At 42.4% G+C, this 26,167-nt stretch carries 20 protein-coding genes, 1 tRNA gene and 3 pseudogenes; 15 read left to right on the forward strand and 9 right to left on the reverse strand.

Going from position 1 to position 26,167, the window contains the following annotated elements; genetic code table 11:
• Positions 1-137: 137 nt before the first annotated feature.
• The 7 genes from AACU32_RS15605 to AACU32_RS15635 form a co-directional block, all read right to left on the reverse strand.
• Positions 138-680 (reverse strand): tail fiber domain-containing protein, encoded by a 543-nt coding sequence (locus AACU32_RS15605; protein WP_339377942.1) that lies wholly within the window; start codon positions 678-680, stop codon positions 138-140.
• Between the two features lie 546 nt (positions 681-1,226).
• Positions 1,227-3,884, reverse strand: coding sequence for a two-partner secretion domain-containing protein (locus tag AACU32_RS15610; protein WP_096600937.1), 2,658 nt, complete (start codon positions 3,882-3,884; stop codon positions 1,227-1,229).
• Between the two features lie 187 nt (positions 3,885-4,071).
• Positions 4,072-4,145, reverse strand: a tRNA-Pro gene (locus AACU32_RS15615).
• A gap of 50 nt (positions 4,146-4,195) precedes the next feature.
• Complete coding sequence (locus tag AACU32_RS15620; protein WP_096600939.1) at positions 4,196-4,561, reverse strand: DUF1818 family protein; 366 nt, start codon at positions 4,559-4,561, stop codon at positions 4,196-4,198.
• 7 nt (positions 4,562-4,568) lie between these two features.
• Positions 4,569-5,108 carry a hypothetical protein gene (locus AACU32_RS15625; protein ID WP_096600941.1) on the reverse strand — a complete coding sequence of 180 codons (540 nt, stop codon included), beginning with the start codon at positions 5,106-5,108 and terminating at the stop codon, positions 4,569-4,571.
• A gap of 78 nt (positions 5,109-5,186) precedes the next feature.
• Positions 5,187-5,423 (reverse strand): DNA-directed RNA polymerase subunit omega, encoded by a 237-nt coding sequence (locus AACU32_RS15630; RefSeq protein WP_086689544.1) that lies wholly within the window; start codon positions 5,421-5,423, stop codon positions 5,187-5,189.
• Positions 5,424-5,672: 249 nt separating this feature from the next.
• Positions 5,673-8,069 (reverse strand): EF-hand domain-containing protein, encoded by a 2,397-nt coding sequence (locus AACU32_RS15635; protein ID WP_096600943.1) that lies wholly within the window; start codon positions 8,067-8,069, stop codon positions 5,673-5,675.
• Between the two features lie 505 nt (positions 8,070-8,574).
• On the opposite strand from AACU32_RS15635, the gene AACU32_RS15640 reads away from it, so the two are divergent.
• The gene (locus AACU32_RS15640) at positions 8,575-9,003 is read left to right on the forward strand and encodes a fasciclin domain-containing protein (protein ID WP_096600945.1); all 429 of its coding nucleotides are present in this window, start codon (positions 8,575-8,577) and stop codon (positions 9,001-9,003) included.
• A gap of 195 nt (positions 9,004-9,198) precedes the next feature.
• The gene (locus AACU32_RS15645; RefSeq protein WP_096600946.1) at positions 9,199-10,449 is read left to right on the forward strand and encodes an RNA-guided endonuclease InsQ/TnpB family protein; all 1,251 of its coding nucleotides are present in this window, start codon (positions 9,199-9,201) and stop codon (positions 10,447-10,449) included.
• A 53-nt stretch (positions 10,450-10,502) separates the two neighbouring features.
• Here AACU32_RS15645 and AACU32_RS15650 read toward each other — a convergent pair whose 3' ends face one another.
• The gene (locus AACU32_RS15650; RefSeq protein WP_096600947.1) at positions 10,503-11,969 is read right to left on the reverse strand and encodes a glycoside hydrolase family 13 protein; all 1,467 of its coding nucleotides are present in this window, start codon (positions 11,967-11,969) and stop codon (positions 10,503-10,505) included.
• 77 nt (positions 11,970-12,046) lie between these two features.
• Here AACU32_RS15650 and AACU32_RS15655 point away from each other — a divergent pair, with 77 nt between their 5' ends.
• The 9 genes and pseudogenes from AACU32_RS15655 (at position 12,047) to AACU32_RS15700 (ending at position 19,679) form a co-directional block, all read left to right on the forward strand.
• The gene (locus tag AACU32_RS15655; protein ID WP_339377944.1) at positions 12,047-12,223 is read left to right on the forward strand and encodes a hypothetical protein; all 177 of its coding nucleotides are present in this window, start codon (positions 12,047-12,049) and stop codon (positions 12,221-12,223) included.
• A gap of 355 nt (positions 12,224-12,578) precedes the next feature.
• Positions 12,579-14,306 (forward strand): S8 family peptidase, encoded by a 1,728-nt coding sequence (locus tag AACU32_RS15660; RefSeq protein WP_096600949.1) that lies wholly within the window; start codon positions 12,579-12,581, stop codon positions 14,304-14,306.
• Positions 14,307-14,559: 253 nt separating this feature from the next.
• Positions 14,560-15,183: an NUDIX hydrolase gene (locus AACU32_RS15665; RefSeq protein ID WP_096600950.1), complete on the forward strand. Its 624-nt coding sequence runs from the start codon at positions 14,560-14,562 to the stop codon at positions 15,181-15,183.
• Positions 15,184-15,653: 470 nt separating this feature from the next.
• A pseudogene (locus tag AACU32_RS15670) lies at positions 15,654-15,941 on the forward strand (DUF4277 domain-containing protein); the annotation flags it as partial.
• Between the two features lie 404 nt (positions 15,942-16,345).
• The gene (locus tag AACU32_RS15675; RefSeq protein ID WP_339377946.1) at positions 16,346-16,705 is read left to right on the forward strand and encodes a hypothetical protein; all 360 of its coding nucleotides are present in this window, start codon (positions 16,346-16,348) and stop codon (positions 16,703-16,705) included.
• Positions 16,686-17,170, forward strand: a pseudogene (locus AACU32_RS40740) (hybrid sensor histidine kinase/response regulator); the annotation flags it as partial. The gene AACU32_RS15675 and the pseudogene AACU32_RS40740, both read left to right, overlap by 20 nt.
• Positions 17,171-17,906: 736 nt before the next feature.
• Positions 17,907-18,980 (forward strand): annotated as a pseudogene (locus AACU32_RS15690) (hybrid sensor histidine kinase/response regulator); the annotation flags it as partial.
• Between the two features lie 124 nt (positions 18,981-19,104).
• On the forward strand, positions 19,105-19,374 hold the full coding sequence (locus AACU32_RS15695; RefSeq protein WP_096600954.1) for a ribbon-helix-helix domain-containing protein: 270 nt from the start codon (positions 19,105-19,107) through the stop codon (positions 19,372-19,374).
• A 59-nt stretch (positions 19,375-19,433) separates the two neighbouring features.
• Positions 19,434-19,679, forward strand: a complete 246-nt coding sequence (locus tag AACU32_RS15700) for a type II toxin-antitoxin system RelE/ParE family toxin (RefSeq protein ID WP_339378689.1) — start codon at positions 19,434-19,436, stop codon at positions 19,677-19,679.
• 28 nt (positions 19,680-19,707) lie between these two features.
• Here the strand turns inward: AACU32_RS15700 and AACU32_RS15705 are convergent, their stop codons facing one another.
• Positions 19,708-20,424, reverse strand: coding sequence for a GAF domain-containing protein (locus AACU32_RS15705; RefSeq protein ID WP_096600956.1), 717 nt, complete (start codon positions 20,422-20,424; stop codon positions 19,708-19,710).
• Positions 20,425-21,137: 713 nt separating this feature from the next.
• Here AACU32_RS15705 and egtC point away from each other — a divergent pair.
• From egtC to AACU32_RS15725, 4 genes are all read left to right on the forward strand, one after another.
• Entirely contained in the window at positions 21,138-21,935 is a 798-nt protein-coding gene (egtC, locus tag AACU32_RS15710) for an ergothioneine biosynthesis protein EgtC (RefSeq protein WP_096600958.1), read from the forward strand.
• A 981-nt stretch (positions 21,936-22,916) separates the two neighbouring features.
• Entirely contained in the window at positions 22,917-23,573 is a 657-nt protein-coding gene (locus tag AACU32_RS15715; RefSeq protein ID WP_096600960.1) for a MotA/TolQ/ExbB proton channel family protein, read from the forward strand.
• Positions 23,557-23,961, forward strand: coding sequence for an ExbD/TolR family protein (locus AACU32_RS15720; RefSeq protein WP_096600962.1), 405 nt, complete (start codon positions 23,557-23,559; stop codon positions 23,959-23,961). Before AACU32_RS15715 ends, AACU32_RS15720 begins: the two co-directional genes overlap by 17 nt.
• Positions 23,962-24,046: 85 nt before the next feature.
• Entirely contained in the window at positions 24,047-26,167 is a 2,121-nt protein-coding gene (locus AACU32_RS15725) for an acylase (RefSeq protein ID WP_096600964.1), read from the forward strand.

Below are 26,167 nucleotides of genomic sequence, written 5' to 3' on the forward strand. Positions count from 1 at the left end.
GTTAAGTAGATGTATTTTTCTCTAACTTGAATAAATTGGCACAGATTTAAAGAAAAGCTATGGTGTTTGAGCGAAAATTCAAGTTGGCGATGGATTTAAAATTGGATAAGTACTGGCATAATAGCTATAACTTGAGTTTATTTCGCAATTACTTGTTGCTTTAGCTCAATTAACTGTGTTTGCAGTTCCTGAATTTGGGAATCTTTTTGCTGCATCAGTTGGTAAAGTGCTTGAATTGCAGCTAAAGCTACACCATTAGCATCTACAGCATTGATCGTGCGATCGCTTTCGCCGACATTGAAAGTTGCTGCAAAGTCTTGCGCCATTGGGCCTATATGGCGAATTGTTTCATCTTGGTTTTTATACTTCCAGCTAGTAATCGGTAAATCGGCAATTCCTTTGAGAATGGTGTGGACATCGACCTCTGTCACTTCTTCTTTGACATTGCGATCGCTCCAATAGCGAGTTGAGCCTTCAGGATCGTAAGTGACTGCTAGATTAAGGATTTGGACACAGACTTTTCCCAATAATGGCAATTTCACGAGTGGGATTTCTGCAAGCTTTTTTTTGCCCGCAGTAACCTGAATATCACAGCCACCAACACAAGCGGCTATTTCTTCATCGTTGAGATCTGCAATGAGACTTTCTGTATTTGTCAAGTTATGAGGATTGAGAGGCATACATTGAACCATTAATGTGTGAAGTAATTGGCTACAACAACTAAATTTATCGCTCCGCTAAAAATCTGAGGATAGATGTGGTTGCTAATCATTTATATCGGCAACAAGCTATTCACTCATGCTGATAGTTTTTTTGTTAAAAATGTATTCTGTTAAAACCAGTCTGATTGTCATTTAATCATATTGTTTGTGGAAAGTGCCTCCATGTAAATTCTCTATTGTAAAATCTTCTTGATCAAAAGCATGGTAACAGTAAGTGGAGAATAATTTATTAGCTTTATCTCCTCTTTAAAAAATTACTTAATTTATTGATTTTTGGGAAAACAATCCTTAACATATATTGGCAAAGATAAAAACAAAATTACCAAATATATATTGATATAACGCCAAATTGCACCATTTTTTTCTTTATAATAAATTTATTTTTGCAAGTTTAATTAATTTTTACCTCAGTAAGAATACGGTTATATCAATCTCATACCTTTATTCAATCTCTAAAAATTTATTTCAAATTCATCTGCTAACTAAAGTTAATTTTTTGGTTATCTAACTTGAATGACAACTAGCTGGGGCTAATCCAGAACTATGAGGCGTACTCACTGGTGTTTGTGCTGTTAAAACTACCTCTCCTTGAGGAGTAATTACTAGTCCTTGCGCTTCTACGATCTGATCGGCGGTATGTAGTGGTAGACTGGCAGCAGCAACACCCACAAGAGAGCGATCGCTGCTTGTCGGAATCGGAACTGTTTGGATATCTGCCAAAATTGTGTCACTACTTAAAACTACCTCTGGATTTTGTGGTAATCCACCCCGCCCGGTAACAATTAAGCGGCTGGATGCTGCTGGGTGATTTTGTCCACAACTTTGAGTAATTAATGTCGAAGCATCATTTGGCTGAACTGGTAAGACAGCAATTCCCTTGCTGGGATCAACAGCTAGAGTTTTAATTTCTACCGTTCCATTTAACCCGAACTGAGAGCTAGCTGTAATATCGCTTTTAGAAGTCAGTTCAGAACTAAATTCTATCCCAAATATTCCTTGAGTGGTAATTTGAACATTTCCACCTCGACCTTGAATTGCATTAGCTGTAATATCGCTGTTGTCAGCAGCAGCTAATAAACCAGAACTAATATTTATATCACCACCATTACCACCTGTAGCATCAGTAGTAATTTTACTGTTGTTGCGTAATAACAAAATATCTTTGACTTTTAAGGTAATATTACCTCCTTCACCTGATTTGGTTGTAGCTTGAATTCCTCCTGAGTCTTGTTGCGGATTTCCTCCATTATCCAAAATTATTGAATTAGCTTGAATATTAATGCTTCCACCTTTACCCAAGCCTTCATTATCAACACGTAACCTAGCACCTTCCTGCACTAATAATTTACCTGTATAAATTTCTAAATTACCAGCATCATGAATATTATTTTGGTTCAGAACACTTGCAGATAGACTACTAAATGTGGGAATGAAACTGTTTGGATCTAACGGGTCTTGCCTAATAGAACCTTGCCCTAATAATTGAATAGAGTCAGTGGCATTAATTGTTAATAATCCACCCTTACCAAAACCAAGAGTTTCAACAGCAATATTACCTCCATTCCGGACTGTTAAGTTCCTAGTATTAATTGTTAAATCGCCAGCATTACCTGTAATGTTTGGATTTGTACTACTGAAAATCCCCCCAGGAATTTGATAAATAGATGAAACACCGGTGACATTGACAGAATCTATAGCATTAATAATTACATTGCCACTATTTCCTGCTGCCGCAGTACCAGAGAAAATTTGTGCCCCGTCATTAATAATTAACTTCCCGGTGTTAACTATTAAATTGCCACCTTGTCCATTACCTTCTTGAACTGCTGTAAACAAACCACTTACTAGAATATCCAAAGGTGAGACACCGATTAATTCCACACTATTAGCAGCATTGACTGTCAAGGTTCCACCTCTTGCATCTGCGAAGGTTGCAGCTGATATTTGCGCCCCATGATGCACAAATAATCGCCCGGTATTTACGGTTAAATTTCCCGCAGAACCAATCCCATATGTATCTGTCAATAACCCAGTAAATAAAGAAAAATCTTCGGAATCAACACCACTTAATTCCACCGCTGACGCAGCATTAATAGTTAAATCTCCTCCTTTACCTGATGAACCAGGTAAAGTAGCGGTAGATATGCGAGCTGCGCCTTCAACCTGAAGTTTGCTAGTATTTATTGTGATTCCTAAGCTATCTCCACTACCACTATTTTCGGCAAATAATCCATGTTCAAAAGTTCCAGTTGTGCTGTTACTTGATACTATTAATGTATCTGAAGCATTTAATCTCAAATTGGCTGCTGAAATAGCGCCTAGTGTCTCTGCTTCCACACGGGAGTTTTGAATTGTTAACTGGTTTCCTATGAGTTGAATACTCCCACCGCCTTCACCGCTGGTTGTTACCAAAGCACGATCGGTTATTAATATATTAGCTTTGGCAATATTACTAGGAAAACTGAATTGCAACTGACTCCCGATGAATGAAAGTCCAACCGTACCTGAATCTGCGACTCCACCTAATTCAATATGGCCTCTATCTGTACTCAATTGACCAGCATTGATAGTAACTTCACCACCGATTAGCGCTAGAGTTTGATTAACTGGTACTGCAAGATTAGCTCTTTGTACTTGGATTGGTGCTGATTTACTAGCGAATTGTAATCCTATAGGAACATTGACACTTAATAAAGGGGGAGTTTGATCTAAAGATGTATGAAAATCTTTACCATCGGCAAACTGTAAGCTGTTAGCGGTAGTAGCAACAAATGAGCCGCCAATATCTAATTTGGCATTGGGACCAAAGATAATTCCATTGGGATTAATTAAGAACAGATTAGCATTACCGATAGTATGAATTTTGCCATTAATATTGGAAGGAAAAATCCCAGTAACTCGACTGATAATATTTTGAATAAATGAAGCATGATTAAAATTGGCAGAACCACCAGTTGGGACGGAGAATTTACTAAAGCTGTGAAAAAGATTACCGCCAGCTTGGCTACCACCTGTAATTGAGAAATTTAGACCATCTCCAGAAGTAACTTTTGTGGGAAGACTACCATCTGGGGCGATCGCCTGGGCGTAACCAGGTAGAGTCAATATAAGATGTCCAGTAGTAAATAGTCCAGCAAGACTGAGAATATAGGACCAATTCATATAGCTAAAAATACTCTACTTTGGCTATTTGTCTTTTTCTCAGTATTCCCTGAATACGTGGAAGTATTACTTGCTGAAGGTGGGGATTTTCGCTTTACTAGTCAATAGTCAAGTTTCAATTCTTTCGCTCAACATGAAAAAACCCGCTAATCTTGCAATAAGATTAGCGGCATAGGGATTTTAACAATCGGAGCGGCGGGATTCGAACCCACGACCTCCACTACCCCAAAGTGGCGCGCTACCAAGCTGCGCTACGCCCCGGTCAGAATTATCATATTAGCAAGAAGTTTGAGGATAATCAAGAGGTAAATTCAAAAAACTTTGAGCATCTGGACTGCTTGCAATAAACCAGGAACAGCAGAACTATCCCACCAACCTTCTGCACACCGCCCTGTATTCAGGATTAAACGCAGACTGTAGCTATGGGGATAGCCTTCTACCTCCATCCATAATAAATCGCTTTCGGCTTCGCAAGCAATTTTCTCTTCATCCATCAATTCAGTGGCTATTTGTTTCATTGCGTCTGCTAGCTGTGCCAAAAGACGGCAAAAATCGTTTAATTCGGCTTCGGTTAATTCGATCGCCCAATCATCTGTACCCAATAGCCCTTTATATTCTGGTGCATCAGGGTTCCAGCCAATGCGCCAACCAGAACCGCTTTTAACTAAACGTTCCATAAACTATTTAAGGCTGGGGTTGGGCTGGAAAGCTAGAATTAAAGATGTTTGTCAATACTTGCACTAAGGTATTTCGCTGACTTCGGGTAAGCTTGGCAATGGCAGCGCGATCGCCTTCTATGGGATTTTGTTGTAATGTATCATTCCCTGGATATGTTATGTCATACATAGTTTCGTTGGCATCCAGGTAATCAGCCAGCGTCAGCTTCCAATCTAAACGATAAGCTGGGGAACGCTCTTTGACATAAATGTGATATTGGATCAGGCGACCGACTAAGGTATTATTTTCGGCGACTTTTCCGGTTTCTTTGCTCTTATACTGATTTTCTTTGGGAAAATCAGGTAACTGCTGATATACTTGCTGCCAAACATCACTAGGACTTATTCGCTGAGCTATTGCCGGTTTGACACTGAGAAAATGTGTATATTGTGATTGACTTGTACCCAAACCCAAAACAATTACACCCACCACCAACAAAGGCATTGCTAAATGGAGATTTTTGAGTGTGGGGTTAAACTTCAAAACGAGAAAATATTTTTTGCCCATATATATATACTGAGTTAAAAGTGCAATGTAAATACATAATGTACTCATAAATTACCACTTTCAACTCAGGACTATTTGTTAAAGTTCGCCAATAATTTCTGGCTGAGTCAGTTCATCAGACATTTCGATAATGGCCCGGAGAACTGGTTTCATCATGGCATCTTCTGCACTTTCAAAGTCTTCATAACGGCGACGCTTGGCACGGTTTGCCACTTGAACTGTAATGCGGTAGCGATTTGAGGCTGCACTAATCAGATCCTCAGCACGGTGCATAATCTGAGACTGGGTTGTCTCGAACTTGGAACGCTTTAGCATAGTCAGTGGTTTTTAGGGTGAGCTGAAGGATGAAGGATGTAGACGCGGAGCGGCTTGCCGCAGGCTAGGATGAAGGATGAAAATAACTTTTTCATTCTTGATCTTTAATCCTTTATCCTTTATGTGTCATTCCCCAGTTTAGCAGTACTAAGAAGTCGGCGGCTGTATAATGAAATGTCAATAAATCGGCAAACGCTATACAAGTAAGGTTAGTAACAATATTTACCTTACTTGTATAGCTGTTGATATTTATAAAACTTCTACAAATACGCCACTGCGAGCAAACTCTTCCTCTTCCGGAGAAAAGTAGGGCGTTTGATCGACAATTTCCGGGTCGAAACTGTAGGCTTCCTGAAGAAATTGCCCAGCGTCCACAGACGATTCCAATTCTTTGATATAGTCTTCGGCTAGGGTACACGCCTCCTTGATGCCTACCTCATCGCCTTTCTCTAACAGTTTTTGGAGAGTTGCTCTTACTCCTGCCAAGCGCGATACCGGTTTAAGAATTCCATAAAGGCGGTATAAGCGATCGACGGAGATGCTGAGGTGTTTGAGGGCTTTGCTGCGTGCGAGTTCGGAGTCGAGGCTAGGCCAGTAACGGGTAGTGTAAAAAGCTTTCTCATCCTTATGATACCATTCCTCGGAGCGAGCAATGGATGAGGAAACGGTGTTATGTAGTTTCCAGAAAAATAAGCGTAAAGCTGAACCATCGACAACTGTAGACAGCTTGGCTTCCATCGACACTTGAAAATTGTTCAGTTGCGGGTCGCGTCCCAGTACAAGATACTCTACCGGGTACATATCGACTTCTTTGTTCTGCACAACATACATATTCAGGTGGTGACGGCAGTAAGGACAGGGGTACATCGAAGCAAATAGTTTAAAGAAGTCTTGGAAAACTGCCACCAGCAGTTTTTGCACTGGGTATGGTTTGGTACAGACGATTTCCGCCGTGGTGTGGAAGAAACGCCACACAGCAGGCCCAATATAATAAGGAAAGCTAACGCGCATCTGGGCATCTTTAATGTCACTCCGTCCCAAATAGACATCAATAAATGACACGTATTGCGAAAGTGCCCCTGACTCGCGCCCAAACTCTTGGCGTTCACGCCGTTTTTGTACGCCATTGAGGTAATGATGGGTTAAACGCCATGCTTGCTTAATTGCCAGCTTTTGTTTGGGAGTGCATTTGTAAAAGTTCTCTGCCACATCTGCCCCATAGCGGTCAAATTCTCCCACTGTTTTAGTATCTTCATACCACTGATCCAAAGCTGCTTCGTCAGGTACGGTGTTGTTTTCTATATCAGCGGCAGTGTTGACACTGAAAGCAGCTAGCAACTTCGGCATGAAATCTTCATACCAATAAACCACTGGCATCATTGCACCGTCTATTTCTTCGGAAGCATCGGCGAGGATAACGCGGTTCCACTGCTTGAGGTAATCTTTGGGATCGCCTGCTGATTTAGCGGGAGGGGGGGTAAGCTCTGCATTCAGTTCCATCTGCCGCAGACGGTTAAGTTCGTTGATTGCTAGTACGCCTGTGGCAATGTCGCGAAAGCTGAACTGTTTTTTCTTGACAGTAATGGCGAACTCCACACCCGCTGCAAACTTCTCTTTGACAGAGGTGGATTTACGGCGTGCGGACTGCATTGCTTGTTCCTCAGCTAACATCTCGGGTGTTTTTTCGATGTTATTCCAGTTCTGGATGCGGTCTTGGAGTCGAGCATACTCTTTTTCGATTGATTCAACAACTGCATCTAACAGGGGGTAACAAGCTTTTTCGATGATATCTAAACCTTTGTACAATGCGATCGCTTTTTGGACAAACTGCACAAAGTCTGTAATTTTGTAGGGTAGGTTCCGCACGCGCAGGTGGGTTTCGTGATTGGCGGAAAAACTCTCGCGGAAGCAGCGGTAAGCAGCGCCCTGGATCAGGCGAAACAAACCAATCTGCATTTGCAGGCGAGAGGTGGCGCGCTCTTTTTGCTCTTGTTGTGGGTGTTGCGCCAGCAGTTCTTGGATTTGTACTACTACTTCTTGATCGCTGGCTGTTTCCTGTGTCGGAGATGCGGTGGTGGATAAGATGGGTGCGTCAGTAGTAGCCGCTATATTTGAGGTGATGGTGGCTGGATTACTTGTCGGGGAACTGGTAAAAGAAATCGGTAAATCTTTATAGCCGGTGCTGATTTCTGACTCGGCGGGAACTAGTTTCATAAACTCTTGAAAGTCTATGGAGGCATCGCCATCGTGATCGACTTCTTTAATCATCTCATCGAGTTCTGCGTCCGTTAGCCCAAACAAACTCATAATGTTATGCAGTTCGTTTGTGGTAATTTGACCGCTGCCATCTTCATCAAATACACTGAATGCCAGCTTGAGACGGCTTTGGCGATCGCCAGATGCTGACACCATCAGGGTTTTGAATTCCTCAAAATCAATACTACCTGATAAGTCAACGTCTACTTCTTTGATCATGTCGCGCAGTTCGATTTCGTTAGGACTTTGCCCTAGCGATCGCATCACTTCCCCCAATTCTGTTGCTGAAATGGCACCGCTACCGTCAGCATCAAATACTTTGAACGCTTCCCACAGCTTCGCCACTTCTGCTTCAGTCATGACCTTTTTTTCTAATTCTACAGTTGCCATCAATTCTTACCCTCGATTTTTTAATGTGTTTTACAGCGAATTTCATTTGAGTAAGGTACGTCCGTAGCGGGCTTTCCGGCCCGCACTACAAGCGCTATATGATTAATGTGTGTACCTCATATACCTGCTATCTGCTGTAAGTAGCTTCGCTGGTGGCAGCTAGCACTAGATGAACAGCAAAAAAGCTGCGCTTTTTACATATACATATTCTGAGAAATTTGGCGAACAGACCTATGGATTAATAAATTCTCTAGAATCAGACTTAAATGCTGCACTGAATATCAGCTCTGAAAGTATACGGATATTGCACACAAATGGCGGAGGGAACCACGTTATGGCTGATAGCAGCTGTGTAGGGGGCAAAGGTCAATAAGATCACAAGTCTGTATTGCACCGTCAGGGCAGTGTAAGTAATTCACTCGACCTCTCTATTGATAGAGGTTAAGAATTTTTTTTCATTTTATAAGTATCTTGTAACAGAAAGTTAATAAATTAACCTAACCTCATGGCCGATCTTGTGGAAACTGCGATCAATGCAGGAAATTTTACGATCTTGCTGAAGGCTGTTGAAGCTGTGGGACTCACGGAAGTTCTCAAGCGTCCTGGTTCTTTGACAATTTTTGCACCGACTGACGATGCCTTTGCTAAGCTGCCAGAGGGAAGTTTAGATTCGCTACTGCAAGATATTCCCAAGCTGAAGAAGATTGTGGCGTATCATGTAGCCTCTGGGGATGTCAGGTCTGATGATTTGGTACAAATTAATGAGGCAGAAACATTTGAGGGGTCAATTTTAGCAATTGAGTCTGCCAAGGGTGCAATTAAGGTGAATGATGCCAATGTCCTTAAAACTGACATTCTGGCTGATAATGGCGTGATTCATGTGATTGATAAGGTGTTAATACCTGCATTGGTTGCTGGTGGTACGAGTTCTTGATCGAGTTCCAAACCTCAAAACCCAAAAAAGTTTTGAGGTTTAAACTGGTATGCCTATCAAAGCATAGTGGGAGGGTGAGAACCCCTACGCTTCAGCGGGGGGATGAAACCCGACTCAAAGGGATTTATCCCTTTGTTTCCCCTTAATACAAGTTTCCTACAAAACAGGATATAATTTTGTAGGAAGTGATAAGCAGTGTTAACTCTGACTTACGAATACAAAGCCAATCCTACAAACGAGCAAATTAAATTAATTGAATACACACTTGATGTTTGTCGCCAAGTGTGGAACTTTGCATTACGTGAACGCAAAGATTGGCTTAATTCACGCAAGTCACCGATTAATGCTTGTTCAATCACTTCTGAATACATCATTCCGGCAGACATACCGTACCCCAACTACAATACTCAAGCCAAAGCTTTAACTCTGGCTAAAAAACAATATCCAGAGCTAAAAACTGTCAACGCCCAAGTGCTGCAACAAGTGCTGAGAAAACTGGAAACTGCATTTATCGACATGAAACGCAAGGGAATGGGTTTTCCTTGTTTCAAGAATCGATACAGAATGCGTTCTTATGTTTACCCTCAACTTGGGGAAGGTCAAATATTAAGAGGCAATCAAATTAAGTTGCCTCAAATTGGGTGGGTGGAGTATGCGAAATCACGCGAAATACCTGATGGTTTTGTGGTCAAACAAGTTCGTGTTGTTCGCAAAGCTTCTGGATATTTCTTGATGTTTACGCTGGAATGTAATGTTGATGTTCCTAGCCCTGTTGCTTCTGGTAATCCCAGAGGTATTGATTTAGGGTTAGATAAATTTGCAGCCACTTCCGATGGTGAACTGATTGAACGTCCTCGATTTCTTCAGACACTACACCGTAAGCTGAAATTGCTACAACGTAGGCTGAAGAAAAAGCACAAAGGGTCAAACAATCGTCACAAATTAAATCGCAAGATTGCAAGATTACATCAACGTATTTCTGATACTCGCAAAGATTGGCACTTTAAGTTAGCCCATAAACTTTGTGATGATGCCGGAATGATTTTTGTTGAGGATATTGATTTCCGTGTGTGGGCTAGAGGAATGTTTTGTAAGCACACTCTTGATGCAGGATTTGGGCAGTTTGTTTCTATCTTGCAATGGGTATGTTGGAAACGGGGTGTGTATTTTGCCAAAGTAGATAAAGACTACACCTCCCAAGTTTGCCCTCAATGTGATGCCCACACTGGGAAGAAAAAATTGGGGGACAGAATACATTCTTGTCCAGAATGCGGCTACACAACACATAGAGATGTTGCAGCCGCACAAGTGATCCGCAACAGAGGGGTCAACGCGCTGGGACGCAGCGTGGAGCAAATTGCCTGCAAAGACGGTCTGACGGGGACTGTTACCAGTCTAGTTAAGAGTCAAAGAAGCAGGAAAAAAGGTGGAGAGGCACGGCTTTAGCCTGCCTCGGAACATCCTTTAAGAATCCTCGCGCATTCATGCCGGGGAGTACGTCAACAGCCTACACCCAAGATGCAGCCAACACGCGGGCTAAGAGACAAGGAAAGCTGCTGATTTTCTCCTTGATCATGCCATTCCACTTCGGCACTACCATATAAAACTTTCTGCGGTTGAGTACGCAAACTGCTAATAGTAATATCTGCTTTTATCGGTGCTGTACCAGTATTCACGGCAATAATCAATTCCTCAGTCCCTAAAGTTCTGGCAAATACGTAAAGTGCCCCCTGAGCATAGATAACTTGGTAATCGCCTATACGCAATGATGGGTAAGTATGGCGGAGGGCAATTAGTTGGCGATGAGTCTCAAGAATTTCTCGATCCCAGCTAGCTTCTAACGGAAAGCCACGGCGAGAGTCGGGATCTATCGCACCAGGTAAACCGACTTCATCACCATAGTAAACGCTAGGGGCGCCGGGAAAGGTGAGTAATAGTAAAGTTGCTAATTCTACACTGGGTTTATCGCCTCCAGAAATAGTCATTAACCTGGCGGTATCGTGACTAGCGAGTAAATTTAATTGGGTAAGCTGAATTTCCCAAGGGTAAAGTTGTAATACTTCTTGAATTTGGGCAGCGTATTCAGCAGCGAATAAAGGTGGATAGGGTTTATAGTCGCGGCTTTGTACTTGTTCTAAGACTACGCGATCGCCTGCGGCAAAGGCAATTGTCGGACCAGCAAAGAGATAGTTCATCACTCCGTCAAATTGAGTCCCATCTAGCCACTCGCGAGAATCTCCCCAAACTTCCCCCACAATATAAGCTTCAGGATTAATCGCTTTGACTCGCTGACGGAATTCTTGCCAAAAACCAGGTGTTTTAATTTCAAACGGTACATCTAACCGCCAACCATCGATGCCGAATTTAATCCAGTATTCGGCAATCTCCATAATATATTCTTTGACTTCTGGGTTGTCGTGGTTAAATACAGGCAAAGCCCGATTTCCCGCCCAACCTTCATAGTTAGCCGGAAAATCCCCATTGTAAGCGGAAAGAGGCCAGCCCTCGACTTTAAACCAATTCACCCAAGGGGAATGGGGGCCATTTTCGAGAACATCGTGAAAAAAGAAAAAGCCACGGCTGGAGTGGTTGAAGACTCCATCCAACACAACTTTGATATTGCGTTGATGGGCTGCGTCTAACAATTCCTTGAAAGCTTCATTACCTCCCAACAGCGGATCAACCTGATAATAATCGTGGGTATGGTAGCGATGGTTACTAGCAGATTGAAAAATTGGCGTGAAGTAGATAGCGTTAATCCCTAAATCCTGTATGTAATCCAAACCCTCCATGATACCCCATAGATCGCCACCTTTGTAACCTTGGAGTGTGGGCATTGTTTCCCAATCTTCCCAACGCGCCTCATGCAGGAGTCGTTTACGAGGTTGTTTGCTTCTAGCAAAGCGATCGGGAAAAATTTGGTAAAAAACAGCGTGTTTAACCCAGTCTGGTGTTTGAATTTGCATGAATTATTCTTTATACCTACAGGAGTTATAGTTGCAAATGATAGCTTCTTTGTGGTTCCTACCTGTGGTAGATCATTTTGGTTGAGTTATTAGGGCATTGGGCATTGGGCAGCATGGGGCATTGGGCATTGGGCATTGGGCGTTGGGCATTGGGCATTGGGGAGAAAATGCCAGCCGATGTATTAACGATGCAAGTCGATACATTAACATTGCAAGCCGATGCATTAACATTGCACACTAATGTTTCCGGATAACGGGGGCAAGGGGACAAGGAAGCAGACGCGAAATAACGAATGCCCAATACTTCGACTTCGCTCAGTACAAGTGCCCAATGCCCCATGCCCCATGCCCATTAATAATTCTTTATTTTTCTCTATAGAATTTTGTCTGTAATCTTTGAGGTAGGAACTGGATCAAGATAAAAGTGTGGCTGAGAATGCCTGGGGCTGCTAATCAGCATTAACCATACCTGTGTGTAATTGCATTGCAATTCCGAATAAATGGTAAAAAATCACTTATTTAGACTTTTTTACTATTTGTGCTACAACAACTAAGACTACGAAAATCAATCATCTAATTACGGGAAATTACATAGACGTGGTACGATATATGAAACACCAAAAACTTTCTCCGGGTTTGCTGTTGGCATATGAAGATTATCAAAAAGAAGGAGAGCAAGCTTTAACTACCCACAGGCGATCGCTTGGTCTAATTGCACCGAAAAGTTCTGTCAAGCCGACTAAGAGTATTGTTTTTCTCTACTGCGAACCTGATGCAGACTTGAGTCATTTAGAACAGTATGGAATTCGCGTCAATCAAAACTCTGGAAGTGTAAGGACGGCTTTTTTACCTCTACAGGCTTTAGATGCTTTATCGGAAGAAGATGTGATCCAGCGAATTAAACCATCGCGCAAACTCAGTCTGCGGATGGATGTAGCCCCAGGTAAGGTGAAATTACCAGATTTTAAAATCAAAACGGGATTGACTGGTAAGGGTGTAATTATTGGCGTGATTGATAGTGGTATTGACCCCAAGCACCCCGCCTTTGCTGGACGGATTTTGCGCCTTTGGGATCAAACACTCCCCGGCCCGGGAGTTAAAGAAGGTGACTATGGGGCTGAGTTTACTGGTGAACAAATGACAGTTTCTCAAGATACTGATGGTCATGGGACTCATGTGGCGGGAATTGCTGCGGGTGCTGATGAAACTTACTCAGGTGTCGCACCAGAAGCAGAATTAGTTATTGTCAAGTCTGATTTACAAGATGCCCATATTGCCGATGCTGTTCGCTACGTTTTTCGTGTAGCCACAGATTTAGGGCGACCAGTTGTGTTAAATATGAGCTTGGGTGGACACGCCGATGCCCATGATGGTAGTGACTCCCTGTCGCGGATTATTGATGCGGAAACTGGGCCAGGAAAAATTGTTTGTTGTGCAGCAGGTAACGAAGGAAACGACAACATTCACTCTCAAGCAACCATACCCGCGCAAAAATCACGGGGTATCCGTTTTAATGTGCCCTTGAATCAAGTCGGCATTGTCTGGTTAAACGGTTGGTATGATGCTGACAGTCAGTTAGAAATTTCGCTACGCAGTCCCAACGGTTTCGTTACCCCCTACCAAAAAATTATTACTGATGGCAATCCTACCCAAAATTATCAATTGCCAGATTCCCAGGTAGAAATTGTCACACCAGCCCCAGATAAAGGCAATGGTGACCACAATTTCTTTGTGCAAATTCGTGGGAATGGGCCTTCACCTGTTATGGGGGGTATTTGGCAGTTGCGGGTACGTAATACTAGTACCAGTGAAACACGTTTGGATGTCTGGACGCTTGACGATCACTCCTCAGTATTTTTTACAGGTAAGAGTGTGAAAGACTGTGTAAAAATTGGCTCACCGGGAGCGGCTAGCAGTGCGATTACAGTTGCCGCCTACACCACAAAAGTGGAATATACAGATATTGATGGTCAAGTGCGGGACATGGGCTTAGAGTTAGATACAATATCTGAGTTCAGCAGTGAAGGGCCATTGCGGAATGATGGGCAAAAACCAGATATAGCCGCACCAGGAGCGATGATTGTGTCTACACTCTCTAGTAATGCGAATAGCGATCGCTCAATGATGATCAATTCTAAATTTGTCGTCATGGCTGGTACGAGTATGGCGACACCATTCGTTACAGGTTTAGTAGCATTACTTCTGCAACGCGATCCCAAACTCGATCCAGCGACGGTGAAAGAATTACTCCGCAAAAATAGTTCTATCCCTGGTAAACCTCAAGGAACTTTTGATAGTAAATGGGGTTTTGGTCTGATTAATGTGGAAAATTTGTAAGTAAAAAGGGAACTCCAAAAAAATAAACAACAGCTTAAAGTCGTTGACTGTTGACTGTTGACTGTTGACTGTGAATCGTCAACCGTTTGTAGGGGCGGGTTTTGTGAGATATTCACAGCGAAAACAGATATGTCGGTTAAACCCGCCCCTACAACAATAGCAATGGAATATTTTTTTAGTTGGAAGTCCCTAACAGGGAATAGGGAACAGATTTCCCTATTTCCGCAGAAAATCAACATATAACGAAGCTAAAATGAACCATAAGTGGTTGGAATGGGCACAAAAATTACAAGCGATCGCGCAAAATGGGCTGACGTACAATGAAAGCCCGTTTGACAGAGAACGTTATCAGCAAGTGCGTCAGATTGCTGCGGAAATGATATCTACCTACTCTAATGTTGAATCTAGCTATATCCTTGATTTGTTCAGTCGGGAAGTAGGTTATGCTACGCCAAAAGTCGATGTCCGGGCTGCGGTGTTTAATTCAGATAAAATTCTTTTAGTTAAAGAAAAAGTAGATGGCTCTTGGACATTACCAGGCGGTTGGGTAGATATAGGTGAATCGCCAAGTAATGCAATTGTGCGAGAAGTTTATGAAGAATCTGGATATGAGACACGAGTTGTGAAGCTACTTGCTGTCTACGATAGAAATCACAGCCGTCATGGACATCCACCGCTGGAGTTCCATATTTATAAGCTGTTTTTTCAGTGCGAATTGATCGGTGGTAGCCCAAAAACAAGTATTGAAACTGAGGAAGTTGCTTTTTTTGGAGAACAGGAAATTCCCAATTTGTCGCTAAGTCGTGTTGTGCCATCTCAAATTACTCGCATGTTTGAATATTACCGCAATCCAGATCAGCCAACAGATTTTGATTAACGAAGAATTATAGTTATCACCTAGAGAATCGGTATAAGATAAATCGCTGAATCATTACTCTCATCAGCGCCAGAATTGCTGACATGCCAATGAGTAGGGTAACAGTAAGTAGAACGGCTTAAATAATTCACGCTATGTCATTGCGAATGAAACGAAGTGGAATGTAGACGCGAAGCGGCTTCCCGAAGGGTAGCAATCGCAAGGGTTATGCCGATTTTACAATCTGTTACATCCCATATTCCGCACTTCATTATGAAGCACAAAAAACTACATGGTTGTTTCTAAATGCAAAGTAAATAATAATACACAAAAATAATCAATAATCTGACATTTAGAAATAAACCTGTGTGGCGAAGCCACTGAGACTAAAGTGCTGAGAAAAAACTGATTTCAAGCCTTTTATAAAACTAAATATACATTGGTTCAGTTGAAGTGAGACAATCAAAAAAACTCAAAAATACGTCAGAAAAATGTCTCAAATTGAAAATGCAAAAATTAAAAATATCGATCATTTAGGAATAGTTGCAGGATTAATTGATGAAATAGGAATAGTCGAAATAATTAATGAAAAATTAGGGATAGACCCTCGTGAAAAAATTGCAGCAGGAATATTAGTGAAAGCGATTTTAATCAATGGATTAGGATTTGTCTCAAGACCTTTATATTTATTTAGCCAGTTTTTTGATGATAAAGCAATTGAGATATTGTTAGGAGAAGATGTAGAAAGTGATTATATCAATGATGATAAGCTTTCAAGGTATTCATTTTTTACATTTAGATGGCATTAACCAAATTATTAATTTAACTTCAGAACGTCATTTTATTTTGAATTGTTTACCATCATTTTGCCAAAAATATTATTTTATTTCTTGATTTGACAAGATTTTTAGAGAAAATTAGAATTTACCAACACATGAAGGAACATTTATGCTTCCTTCAGTTTCTAGTGCTTATATGACCAATTTTATTACATCTTAATTAATCGATTTCTGAAAAGATATCCATTTTTATTCTATTTCTTAATCATTTTTATCTTTGCGCTTTTCTCTTGCTTGTAATCTCCTTATACTTCAATTTGAAGTGAGGAGTTGGGGAAGTAAAAGTCTAGAATTTTCTTAGCTGAAGATTTACGGATTTTAGTAAATATCTTTTCCCAGGAAACATGGACAGCTTAACCGAAGGCAAGAAAGCCGCTTCCGCTTTGGATGTATTTGCAGGCGGTGGCGAAATGGGCGAGTTGATGCGATCGCATGACTGGTCAAACACTCCCTTAGGTCCGGTCGAGAACTGGCCGCCAACTCTGCGTACCTGCGTTAGCATGATGCTCTCGTCTCGCTTTGCCCAAGGCATTTACTGGGGTGAAGACTATATTCAGCTTTACAACGATGCCGCGATTGCTGTTTATGGGGCAAATCACCCAACGGCAAAAACACGAAAATTTGTGGCATTGGAGCTGCCACTTCGTGGCGGCCCCCATAAGCCCCCACGAGTTCTCGGCAGGGCGTATTTTGTTAGTAGATGATAATGCGGATATGCGCGACTATCTTAAGCGTCTACTACAGCAACATTGGCAGGTACAAGCTGTTGCTAATGGAGCAGATGCACTAAATGCTATCTCATTGCAACCGCCAGATTTAGTACTCACGGATGTGATGATGCCAGAAATGGACGGTTTTCAATTGCTGAGTGCATTGCGTACCAATCCCAAGACAAAAGAAGTATTGAAGTGCAGGTTAATGCTGTTGAATCTTGGGCTATCATCCAAATCAGCAACAATGGTATTGGGATGAGTGCAGATTTTCTCCCCCATGTTTTCGATCGCTTTACTCAGGAGGAAGTTCCAAGCCGTCACTCACCTGGAGGTTTGGGGTTGGGGCTGGCGATCGCGCGTCAACTAGTAGAACTACACGGCGGTACAATTGAAGCAGCCAGTGCAGGAATTGGGCGAGGCGCAACGTTTACTGTTAAATTGCCTTTGATAATGTCAGCTTAGACCGTTAACGCTACAAGTTAGACCGCTCCCGTTTGTTGTCAGACCGCTCCCGTTTGTTGCCAGACCGCTCCCGTTTGTTGCCAGACCGCTCCCGTTTGTTGACCGAGGCAATTTTAGATTTTAGATTTTGGATTTTGGATTAAATCTAAGGGAACTCCAAAAAATAAATTATGCCAAATTGTAGGGGCGGGGTTACCCCCATACGTGTCAACTTAACGTGAAACCCGCTTGGTGACAAGGTTTCGCCCTCACCCCCAGCCCCTCTCCCCAGGGGAGAGGGGAGCTAGAGATCCAATTCCCCTTCTCCCTGGGGAGAAGGGGTTAGGGGATGAGGGCGAGAGGGTTTTGCACAACGCCTGCCCTATATAGCTTTTAGCTTAAGTTGACACCAATGGGTTACCCCGCCCCTACGAGTTGCGGGTTTGGTAGGTTAATGATTGGAATATTTTTTTATTTGGAAGTCCCTAAAATCTAGAATCTAAAAAAGGTTACAAGCCTCTCCCTTTAGGGAGATGAAAAATAAAAAGAAATCGTTGCTGCAATCCCAGTCCTTATAGGGAGAGGTCAATCCAAAATCGTAAATCCAAAATCTAAAATCGAGTGACCTCCTAGAATTGTAAATAACACGATCGCCATATAGCCAAATCGATAAATGCTATGCAACGACCTCAAAGAGAAACAGTAACGTTAGAAGGATTTCTCTCCCCCTTCCCCTTTACCCCTTACCCCCTCCCGTGTCCTCATCGTCGATGACAATGCTGATATGCGCGATTACCTAACACGGATATTAAGCGAACATGTTGAAGTTGAAGCGGTTGCTGATGGGGCGGCGGCGCTGGCGGCGGTAAATGAGCGATCGCCAGATTTGGTTCTAAGTGATGTGATGATGCCAGGATTAGACGGCTTTGAATTATTGCAAGCATTACGGGCTGATGCGCGCACAAAAGAAATACCGATTATTCTGCTTTCTGCCCGGGCTGGGGAAGAATCGGTAATTGAAGGACTTGTTGCTGGGGCTGACGATTACCTAATCAAACCCTTTTCAGCTACCGAACTTGTCACCCGTGTTAACGCCTATCTGCAATTGGCACATCTGCGCGCTGAAACTCTCCACTTAGAAAGAACAATTAACCGCAGAAAAGATGAGGTACTCTCAACAGTTTCTCACGAACTGAATACGCCCCTAGTTGCTATTCTCGGTTGGACGCGCTTAATGCGTAGCAGACCGCCTAACCCAGCTATGCTGACGAAAGCGCTCTTAACGATAGAACGTAATGCTACTCTGCAAGCCAAACTTGTGCAAGATTTGCTGGATATCTCGCGGATTACTGCGGGTAAAATTCACTTGAATTTAGAGCCAGTCGAACTGCAAGGGGTGATTGAAAATGCGATCGCTACAGTACGCCAATGTGAAACTAAAGACATTCGCCTAGATTGCCAGCTTGCTCCATCACCAACGATAGTACAAGGCGACCCAGAAAGATTACAACAAATCATCTTAAATTTACTGACTAATGCTGTTAAATTTACACCAGAAGGCGGCAGAATTGAAATTAATCTACAAACTAATGAAAATCAAGCCCAGATTATAGTCAGCGATACTGGCTGCGGCATAGATAGCGAGGTTTTACCGTATATCTTTGATACCTTCCGGCAAGCATACGGCGTAAAGAAAGGACTAGGGTTAGGACTTGCGATCGCTCGTAGCTTAGTCGAACTCCACAGCGGTACTATCCACGCCGAAAGCCCAGGGATTGGACAAGGTGCAACTTTTATTGTCAAATTCCCGTTGATTGGTAGCTAACAGTTAATTTTTCTAGCCTTGCTCTCCCATACCAAGTTCCACTACGTTACACTTGGGTCTTCCCGCAAGGAGTGATAAAAAAATGATAAGCTACGCTTGTGAGATTAAATTGCTATAAAACGCTATGGAAATCGTATTACCACCTGAATTAGAAGTTATAGTACAACGCCGAATTGACAGTGGTAAATACAACTCTGCTCTCGAAGTTATTTTCGCAGGAGTCCAACTCCTAGAACAGCAAGAAGATATTTATCAAGGGCGACTTTTAGAACTGCAACAAGAAGCGCGAATTGGATGGGAAGCTTCTTTACAAGGTAAAGTTGTTGATGGTTCGACGGCAATGGCACAAATTCGAGATAAAATACGTTCGCTTCATGGTGCTTCCGAAGAATGACCCCACAATTTAGTCTTACCGAGCCTGCGATTAAAGATATTGAGGAAATAGCAGATTAAATTGCAAAAAATACAGGCTTAGAGCAATCTGAACGTTTTTTGAGTAAGTTAGACGCTAAATTTGCTAAAATTGCCCAATTTCCTAACCTTGGACGAAGACGTGACGAAATTCTGCCAGGGTTGCGTAGTCTCACAATCGATAACTACCTGATTCTCTACATGCCCATCGAACAAGATGTAGAGATTTTCCGTATTATCAGTGGATATCGAGATATTTCCGCCCTATTCGCTGAAGAAGACGATTAAAAGCTTTCAAGACAATTTTGAATTTATATTATCCGACTTTCTCGGATTCAAACAATTCAATCACATCAGCAGCATGACGGGCGTGCATATCAAGCAGCCTCATCTCCCAGGGTAAAAATCGGCGAGGTTGACGGAAGTGTGTGGACAATACACCAACTAAAGTACCTTGACGAGTGGTTAGCGGCGTGGATTGAACAGCGCGATATCCTTGAGCCGCCGCGATCGCTCTGTGAGGAGCAAACTTTGGATCGACCTCGATATCTTCAATAATCACCGTTTCTCCAGAACGCAAGGCCCTGATACAGGGCGAATGTTCCGCGAGGCTAACTGTCTGCAAGTTATCGATGGAGCCTGCGTCAAAGCCGCGTTGAACTGCGAGCAGCAGAGTGCAGGTATCCCGGTTGAACAGATGAATGTAGCCCATATCTGTGCGGTGCATGGCGATCGCTCGCTCGAGTAAATTCTCTAGCGCGTCTTGCAGCATCGGCGATAGCCGCAGCTGAGTGTTAAGTGGTGTTACTTTTTTGGGCTGCGCTTGAGATAAAGGATTTCCCTCACATACTAAGCTCACCAATAAAGGTGCGATCGCTTCCCGAGACAAAACTCGGTTAACACAACCAGTGGCGATCGCTGCTTCCGGCATACCATAAGCTACAGAACTGGCTTGATCCTGGGCGAGGACAATGCCATGTTGCTCAGACACCGCACGCACACCTTCTGCACCGCCTTTACCTGTGCCTGTCATGACAATACTTTATATTCTACTTGTCTACGTAATTAAGAGAAATTAGTATTACTTTCCCACACCAGCTAGTTAAATTCGTGTACCATCAGTCAAGCAGAATATTTGTTGGCAGAGGTTTATTGTTAGAGAAGCAAACCCACAATAATTACATCATCACCCTTTGGAGAGAACTATAGCATTAAGAATTATTACCTAAGGAAAATGGATCGGCTATGGGAATGAGCAGGCATCAAAGCTGTAAGTTCCATCATATACCAACAACCTGGCGCGATCGCATTACCGCAGATGAAACTAGCTTCTTTAAGCTAGACGCTAGACGCTATCACCGATGATTCCCCAATCGAATAGTACCTTTTGGGGCAATTATCAATTTTGACGAACCGCGCGATCGCTTTGCGCTTTACTCAAGTTTTGTTGTCAATATGCCTAAGGCATTAAATTTTGCGTGATTAATTCCTAATTTGTATTGAAATTAAAGCATAGAGCATCAGACTATTGATATAGTTGCTGTCTAATATTATTTCCGAAAATTATTGAAATCAATATATTCTGACTAAAGTCACCAACACATCCATGACTTTAGTCACAGTTAAAGTATACATAATATCCAAATTCATTGTTAAAGTAATAAAAGTTAACAATGAAAATTATTTTTTAATTTCCATTGCAGCTGATGATTGCCTGTTCTGATTCTGAGATTAATTCTGTGTTCTATGTGTAGATTAATTGGCTATCTTGGTAACAGCATTAAATTGAATGAATTGTTGTATGAGGAAGAACATTCTCTGGAAAAACAAAGTTATCAACCTTTGGAATTAAAGTCTGGAGTAGTGTGTGCAGACGGTGTTGGTGTAGGCTGGTACGACGAAGCGGGGAAATCATTTATTTACCGGAACACAATCCCACTGTGGAACGATCCAAACTTAAAAGAGTTAAGCCAATATGTACAAACTAATTGTACTTTAGGCTATGCCCGACTAACTGGAATAGGCGAATCACTGGACATTAGTAACTGTCAACCATTCCGTAATGGCAAACTTTTGTTTGTTCATAATGGACAAATATCTAACTTTCAACAGACGCTTTATAGACCAATACGTGATAGCCTTTCTGATAGTACATACAATTTAATCAAAGGTATGACTGACTCAGAACACATCTTTGCTTTTCTAGTAGAAATGTGGCAGTCATATCCCGATAGTAATCTTTTGTCAGCCTTACGTATTACCTTAGAAAAGTTGACTGTTTTAGCGCAAAAATATGATACCAGCTTTAGTGCGAATATAATTGTTAGCGATGGTCAAGCAATTGCCGCAGTTCGCTATGCCTATGATACACAAGCGCCCACACTTTATTGGTCTAGTGATGCGGTGAATAACCCCAGCCGAATTATTATTGCATCTGAACCTTTATCCCAAAACAACTGGATACCTTTTGCTGAACAAAGTGCTTTATCGGTTGAAGCCGATTCATTAGTGCCAAAAATTAGCCTCTTGGCAAAATATTCCTAATTTCGCTGACATAAAATGTAGGAATTTAAATGTAGGGGAGCCAGCGCCGTGCTTTGGTTCCCAAAGTTGAGGCGACTGGCGTTGTGTTGTCTCACGGAGTAAACGCACCATTAACGATTGAAGATACCGTACCAATAGCAGTAAGGGAGCATCCCACTTTTTCAAAATCTAACAATCTTCCGTCATTGCGAGGAGGAACGACGTAGGCGGAGCCTTCCCGAAGGGTAGCAATCGCAATAGCTGGGATTGCTTCGTTCCTCTCTTAGAGACGCTACGCGAACGCAAGGATAAATGGCTGTCAATTTTTGATCGTCAAAGCACAGGAGTTAGTCTTTTAGTAGCGACGATTGTTTTGTTCAGCTATGCAATAATCGCGGGAAATTGGGAAAATTATATTCAGCAGTTCTTAAACAGACCTTTTATTCACCTCATTAGTCTTGATTTTTGTCTGATGTGCTTAATATTTCTAATTACTTCCTTATTTGATGATGATATGGCACGTCGAGGAATCAAAGATAAACGTATTTTTTGGGCTGTTGCGCTTGTACCATTGTTTGGACCACTCATATATTTGTGTTTGCGTCCGTCATTACCAGAAACATCCACCTATATTCCTGAAGAACTGGCATCGACGTAGTAAAAAAAAATACATATTCTGCTCGTGATACTTGCGTTCCGCTTCGCTAACGCTAATGTATAAGTATTTGATATATTTTTTCACTAAAAATCTTAAAGCCTCTTGGTGCAAAAGTCAATCAAGAAGCATAAATATTTTGACATCAGGGTGACAGTTTTTTTTTCGGAATAATCTCCAAAAAGCTTGAATAATAAGCACTTACATTAAAATCACTCGAACAATCTATTCATATAGTGTCATGATATTTTCAGAAAAAGTTGAGAAGTATTCGCAATATCCTATAATTTGCAATTGACAGAATATCTCAATTTGACTGAAACCTAAAAAATTGAACCAAAGGATCTATGGGGATAAAAGACTTATTTGCCGCAGGTGGGATAGTAATGTGGCCTCTGCTTGCGTTCTCTGTGGTGGCGCTAGCTTTGATTGTTGAGCGTGTGCGGTTTTGGTATCGAGTTAATACCCGCCAAGCCAAGGTAGTACGAGAGATTCTCAATCTTTACCGGATGGATAATGTGGTGGGAGCAATTGAAAAATCCCGTCAAAATGCGAATTTACCAATTCCCCGGATTTTCCTTGCAGCGTTGGAATTGGAAGAACCGACTCCAGAAGAGTTTCGCTTGGCTTTGGAAAGTGAAGCTCAAGCAGAACTACCGATTCTCAAGCGTTTCAACACAATTTTTGAGACAATCATCGGACTTTCACCACTGTTTGGATTATTAGGTACAGTACTGGGATTGATTGTGTCATTTGCTTCTCTAAATCTTGGTGATGTCGGTGGGACAAAAACAGCAGGTGTGACATCGGGGATAAGTGAAGCGCTGGTTTCGACAGCTTCCGGCTTAATTGTGGCAATTTTCACACTTTTCTTTGCTAACGGTTTTCGAGGATTGTATCAGCGTCAAACTGGATTGATTCAGGAATATGGTGGGCAATTAGAACTGTTGTATCGCCGTCGTTATGAACGAGGAGGAGAAAAAGTCTATGCGTCTACAAGATGAACCAGATATACCTGCACAGATCAATATTGTGCCGATGATTGACGTAATATTTGCAATTTTGACGTTTTTCATCATGTCCACCTTGTTTCTGACGCGCCAAGAAGGATTACCCGTCAACTTACCCCAAGCTGCAACTTCCCAACAGTCGCAAGTCCCCACCAAAATTACAGTGACAGTCGAATCCAACGGCAAAATTAGCTTGAATAAACAGCCGACAACAGTTGATGCGTTAACTGAACAGCTACGTACTTTAATTGGTTCAACCCCAGAAGCAATTGTTGTGATTAACGCCGATCGCAAAGTTGAACATGGTGAGATTGTCACAATTATGGATCAAGTGCGTCAAGTTAAAGGTGCAAGGTTAGCGATCGCGACTCAAAAGCCATAAATGGGCATTTGTCATTTGTCATTTGTCATTTGTCATTTGTCATTGGTCTTCCTTGTCCCCGTCTCTCCAGCGTTCTTTCCCAATCATGTTGAATAATAGGATTTGGCAATTTGACTTGCAAAGACTGAAAGGAAAATCATCAAGATTTTTAGCTTTCATCCTCAGTGCTATTTTGGTTGTAGTTTTGGCAAATAACACTTTTGCAACTGCGCCCAAAACGACAGAAATATTATGGGATACCTACGGCATACCGCATATATACGGTAAAGATGCTGAAAGCGCTTTCCAGGCTTTTGGTTGGGCACAGATGCAAAGTCATGCTAACTTGCTGTTACGCCTTTATGGTCAAGCTAGGGGAAAAGCAGCCGAATACTGGGGAGAAGATTATTTAAACTCTGATAAGTGGGTACTGACGATGGGAGTGCCCAATCGTGCTAGTTCTTGGTATCAAGCACAAAACCAGGCTTTTCGGAGTTACATAAATGGCTTTGTCACGGGGATAAATACGTATGCGAAAGCACACCCTGATTTGATAGATGCTCAACTAGAAATAGTATTACCAGTCAAGCCAGAGGATGTGTTAGCGCATTTGCAAAGGGTGCTGTATTTTACTTTTATCGTCAATCCAGCAGAGGTAGCAAATACTACTCATACCCAACCAAAAGCTGGTTCTAACGGTTGGGCGATCGCACCTAAACATTCTGCTAGTGGTCAGGCGATGCTGCTAGCAAATCCCCACTTGCTATGGTCAGATTTATTTCTCTGGTACGAAGCACAAGTGACTGCACCAGGGATGAATGCTTATGGAGCAACCTTAGTAGGAATTCCGGTTTTAGCGATCGCCTTTAACGATCGTTTGGGTTGGACTCATACCGTCAATACCCATGATGGTTGGGATGTGTATGATTTGAAGTTGGCTGATGGTGGTTATCTTTTAGATAACAAAGTCTGTCCTTTTACCACAGAAGAGTTTTTGCTAAAGGTCAAGCAAAAAAACGGCTCCCTAGTGGAACAACCATTATTAGTCAAAAGTTCCGTCCACGGTGCAGTAGTGCAAGAAAAAGAGGGTAAAGCGGTGGCGTTGCGGGTTGTCGGTGCAGACCGTCCCGGTGTGTTGCAACAATGGTGGGACATGGCGCGATCGCAAAACCTCAGCCAATTTCAAAAGGTATTACAACGGTTGCAACTGCCGATGTTTACCGTCATGTATGCAGACCGAGAAGGGCACATCATGCACCTATTCAACGGTTTAGTCCCGATTCGCCAACAAGGAGACTTTCAATATTGGCAAGGCTTAATTCCTGGCGACACATCCACAACTTTGTGGACAAAAATGCACCCATACCAGGATTTACCGCGTGCGATCGACCCACCTAGCGGTTGGTTGCAAAATGCCAACGATCCACCTTGGACTACTACTTTTCCAGCTGTCATCAAAGCAAATGATTATCCTGCTTATATGGCACCACGGGGAGAAATGTCTTTCCGAGCGCAAAGTTCCGCCAAGATGTTGGCTGAAGATGCCAAAATTTCTTTTGCGGAAATGATTAAGTATAAACATTCCACAAAAATGGAACTTGCAGAACGCATCCTTGATGACTTAATTCCCGCCGCCCGAAAATATGGGGATGAATTAGCCCGTCGTGCTGCTGATATTTTGGCAGCTTGGAATCGCAATGCTGATGCTGATAGTCGCGGCGCAGTCTTATTTTCCTTTTGGTGGCAAGAAATGGCTGAAAACCAAGTCTTTAGTATCCCTTGGAGTGAGGACTCCCCACGCACCACACCTGATGGTTTAAAAGACCCAGAAAGCGCAGCAAAAGCCCTGCAAATAGCAGCAGCAAAAGTCGAAAAAGCTTATGGGAAGCTAGATGTAGCTTGGGGTGAAGTTTTCCGAGTGCGTAGCGGAAACTTAGATTTACCTGCTAACGGTGGCGATGGGGAGCAAGGAATATTCCGCGTTCTCAATTTTGCTCCCACTAATGATAACCGCTTTCAAGCAGTCGCCGGTGATAGTTATGTTGCAGCCATAGAGTTTTCCCAACCAGTCAAAGCAATGGCTTTGATGAGTTACGGTAACGCTACTCAACCCGGTTCACCCCACATAACCGACCAACTACAACTGTTTACTCGCAAACAACTGCGTCCAATTTGGCGAACTCGTCGAGAGATATTCGCAAATTTGGAGGAACGCAAAACTTTTTGA

It is taken from the genome of Calothrix sp. NIES-2100 (assembly GCF_963875285.1).
Taxonomy (GTDB): domain Bacteria; phylum Cyanobacteriota; class Cyanobacteriia; order Cyanobacteriales; family Nostocaceae; genus Aulosira.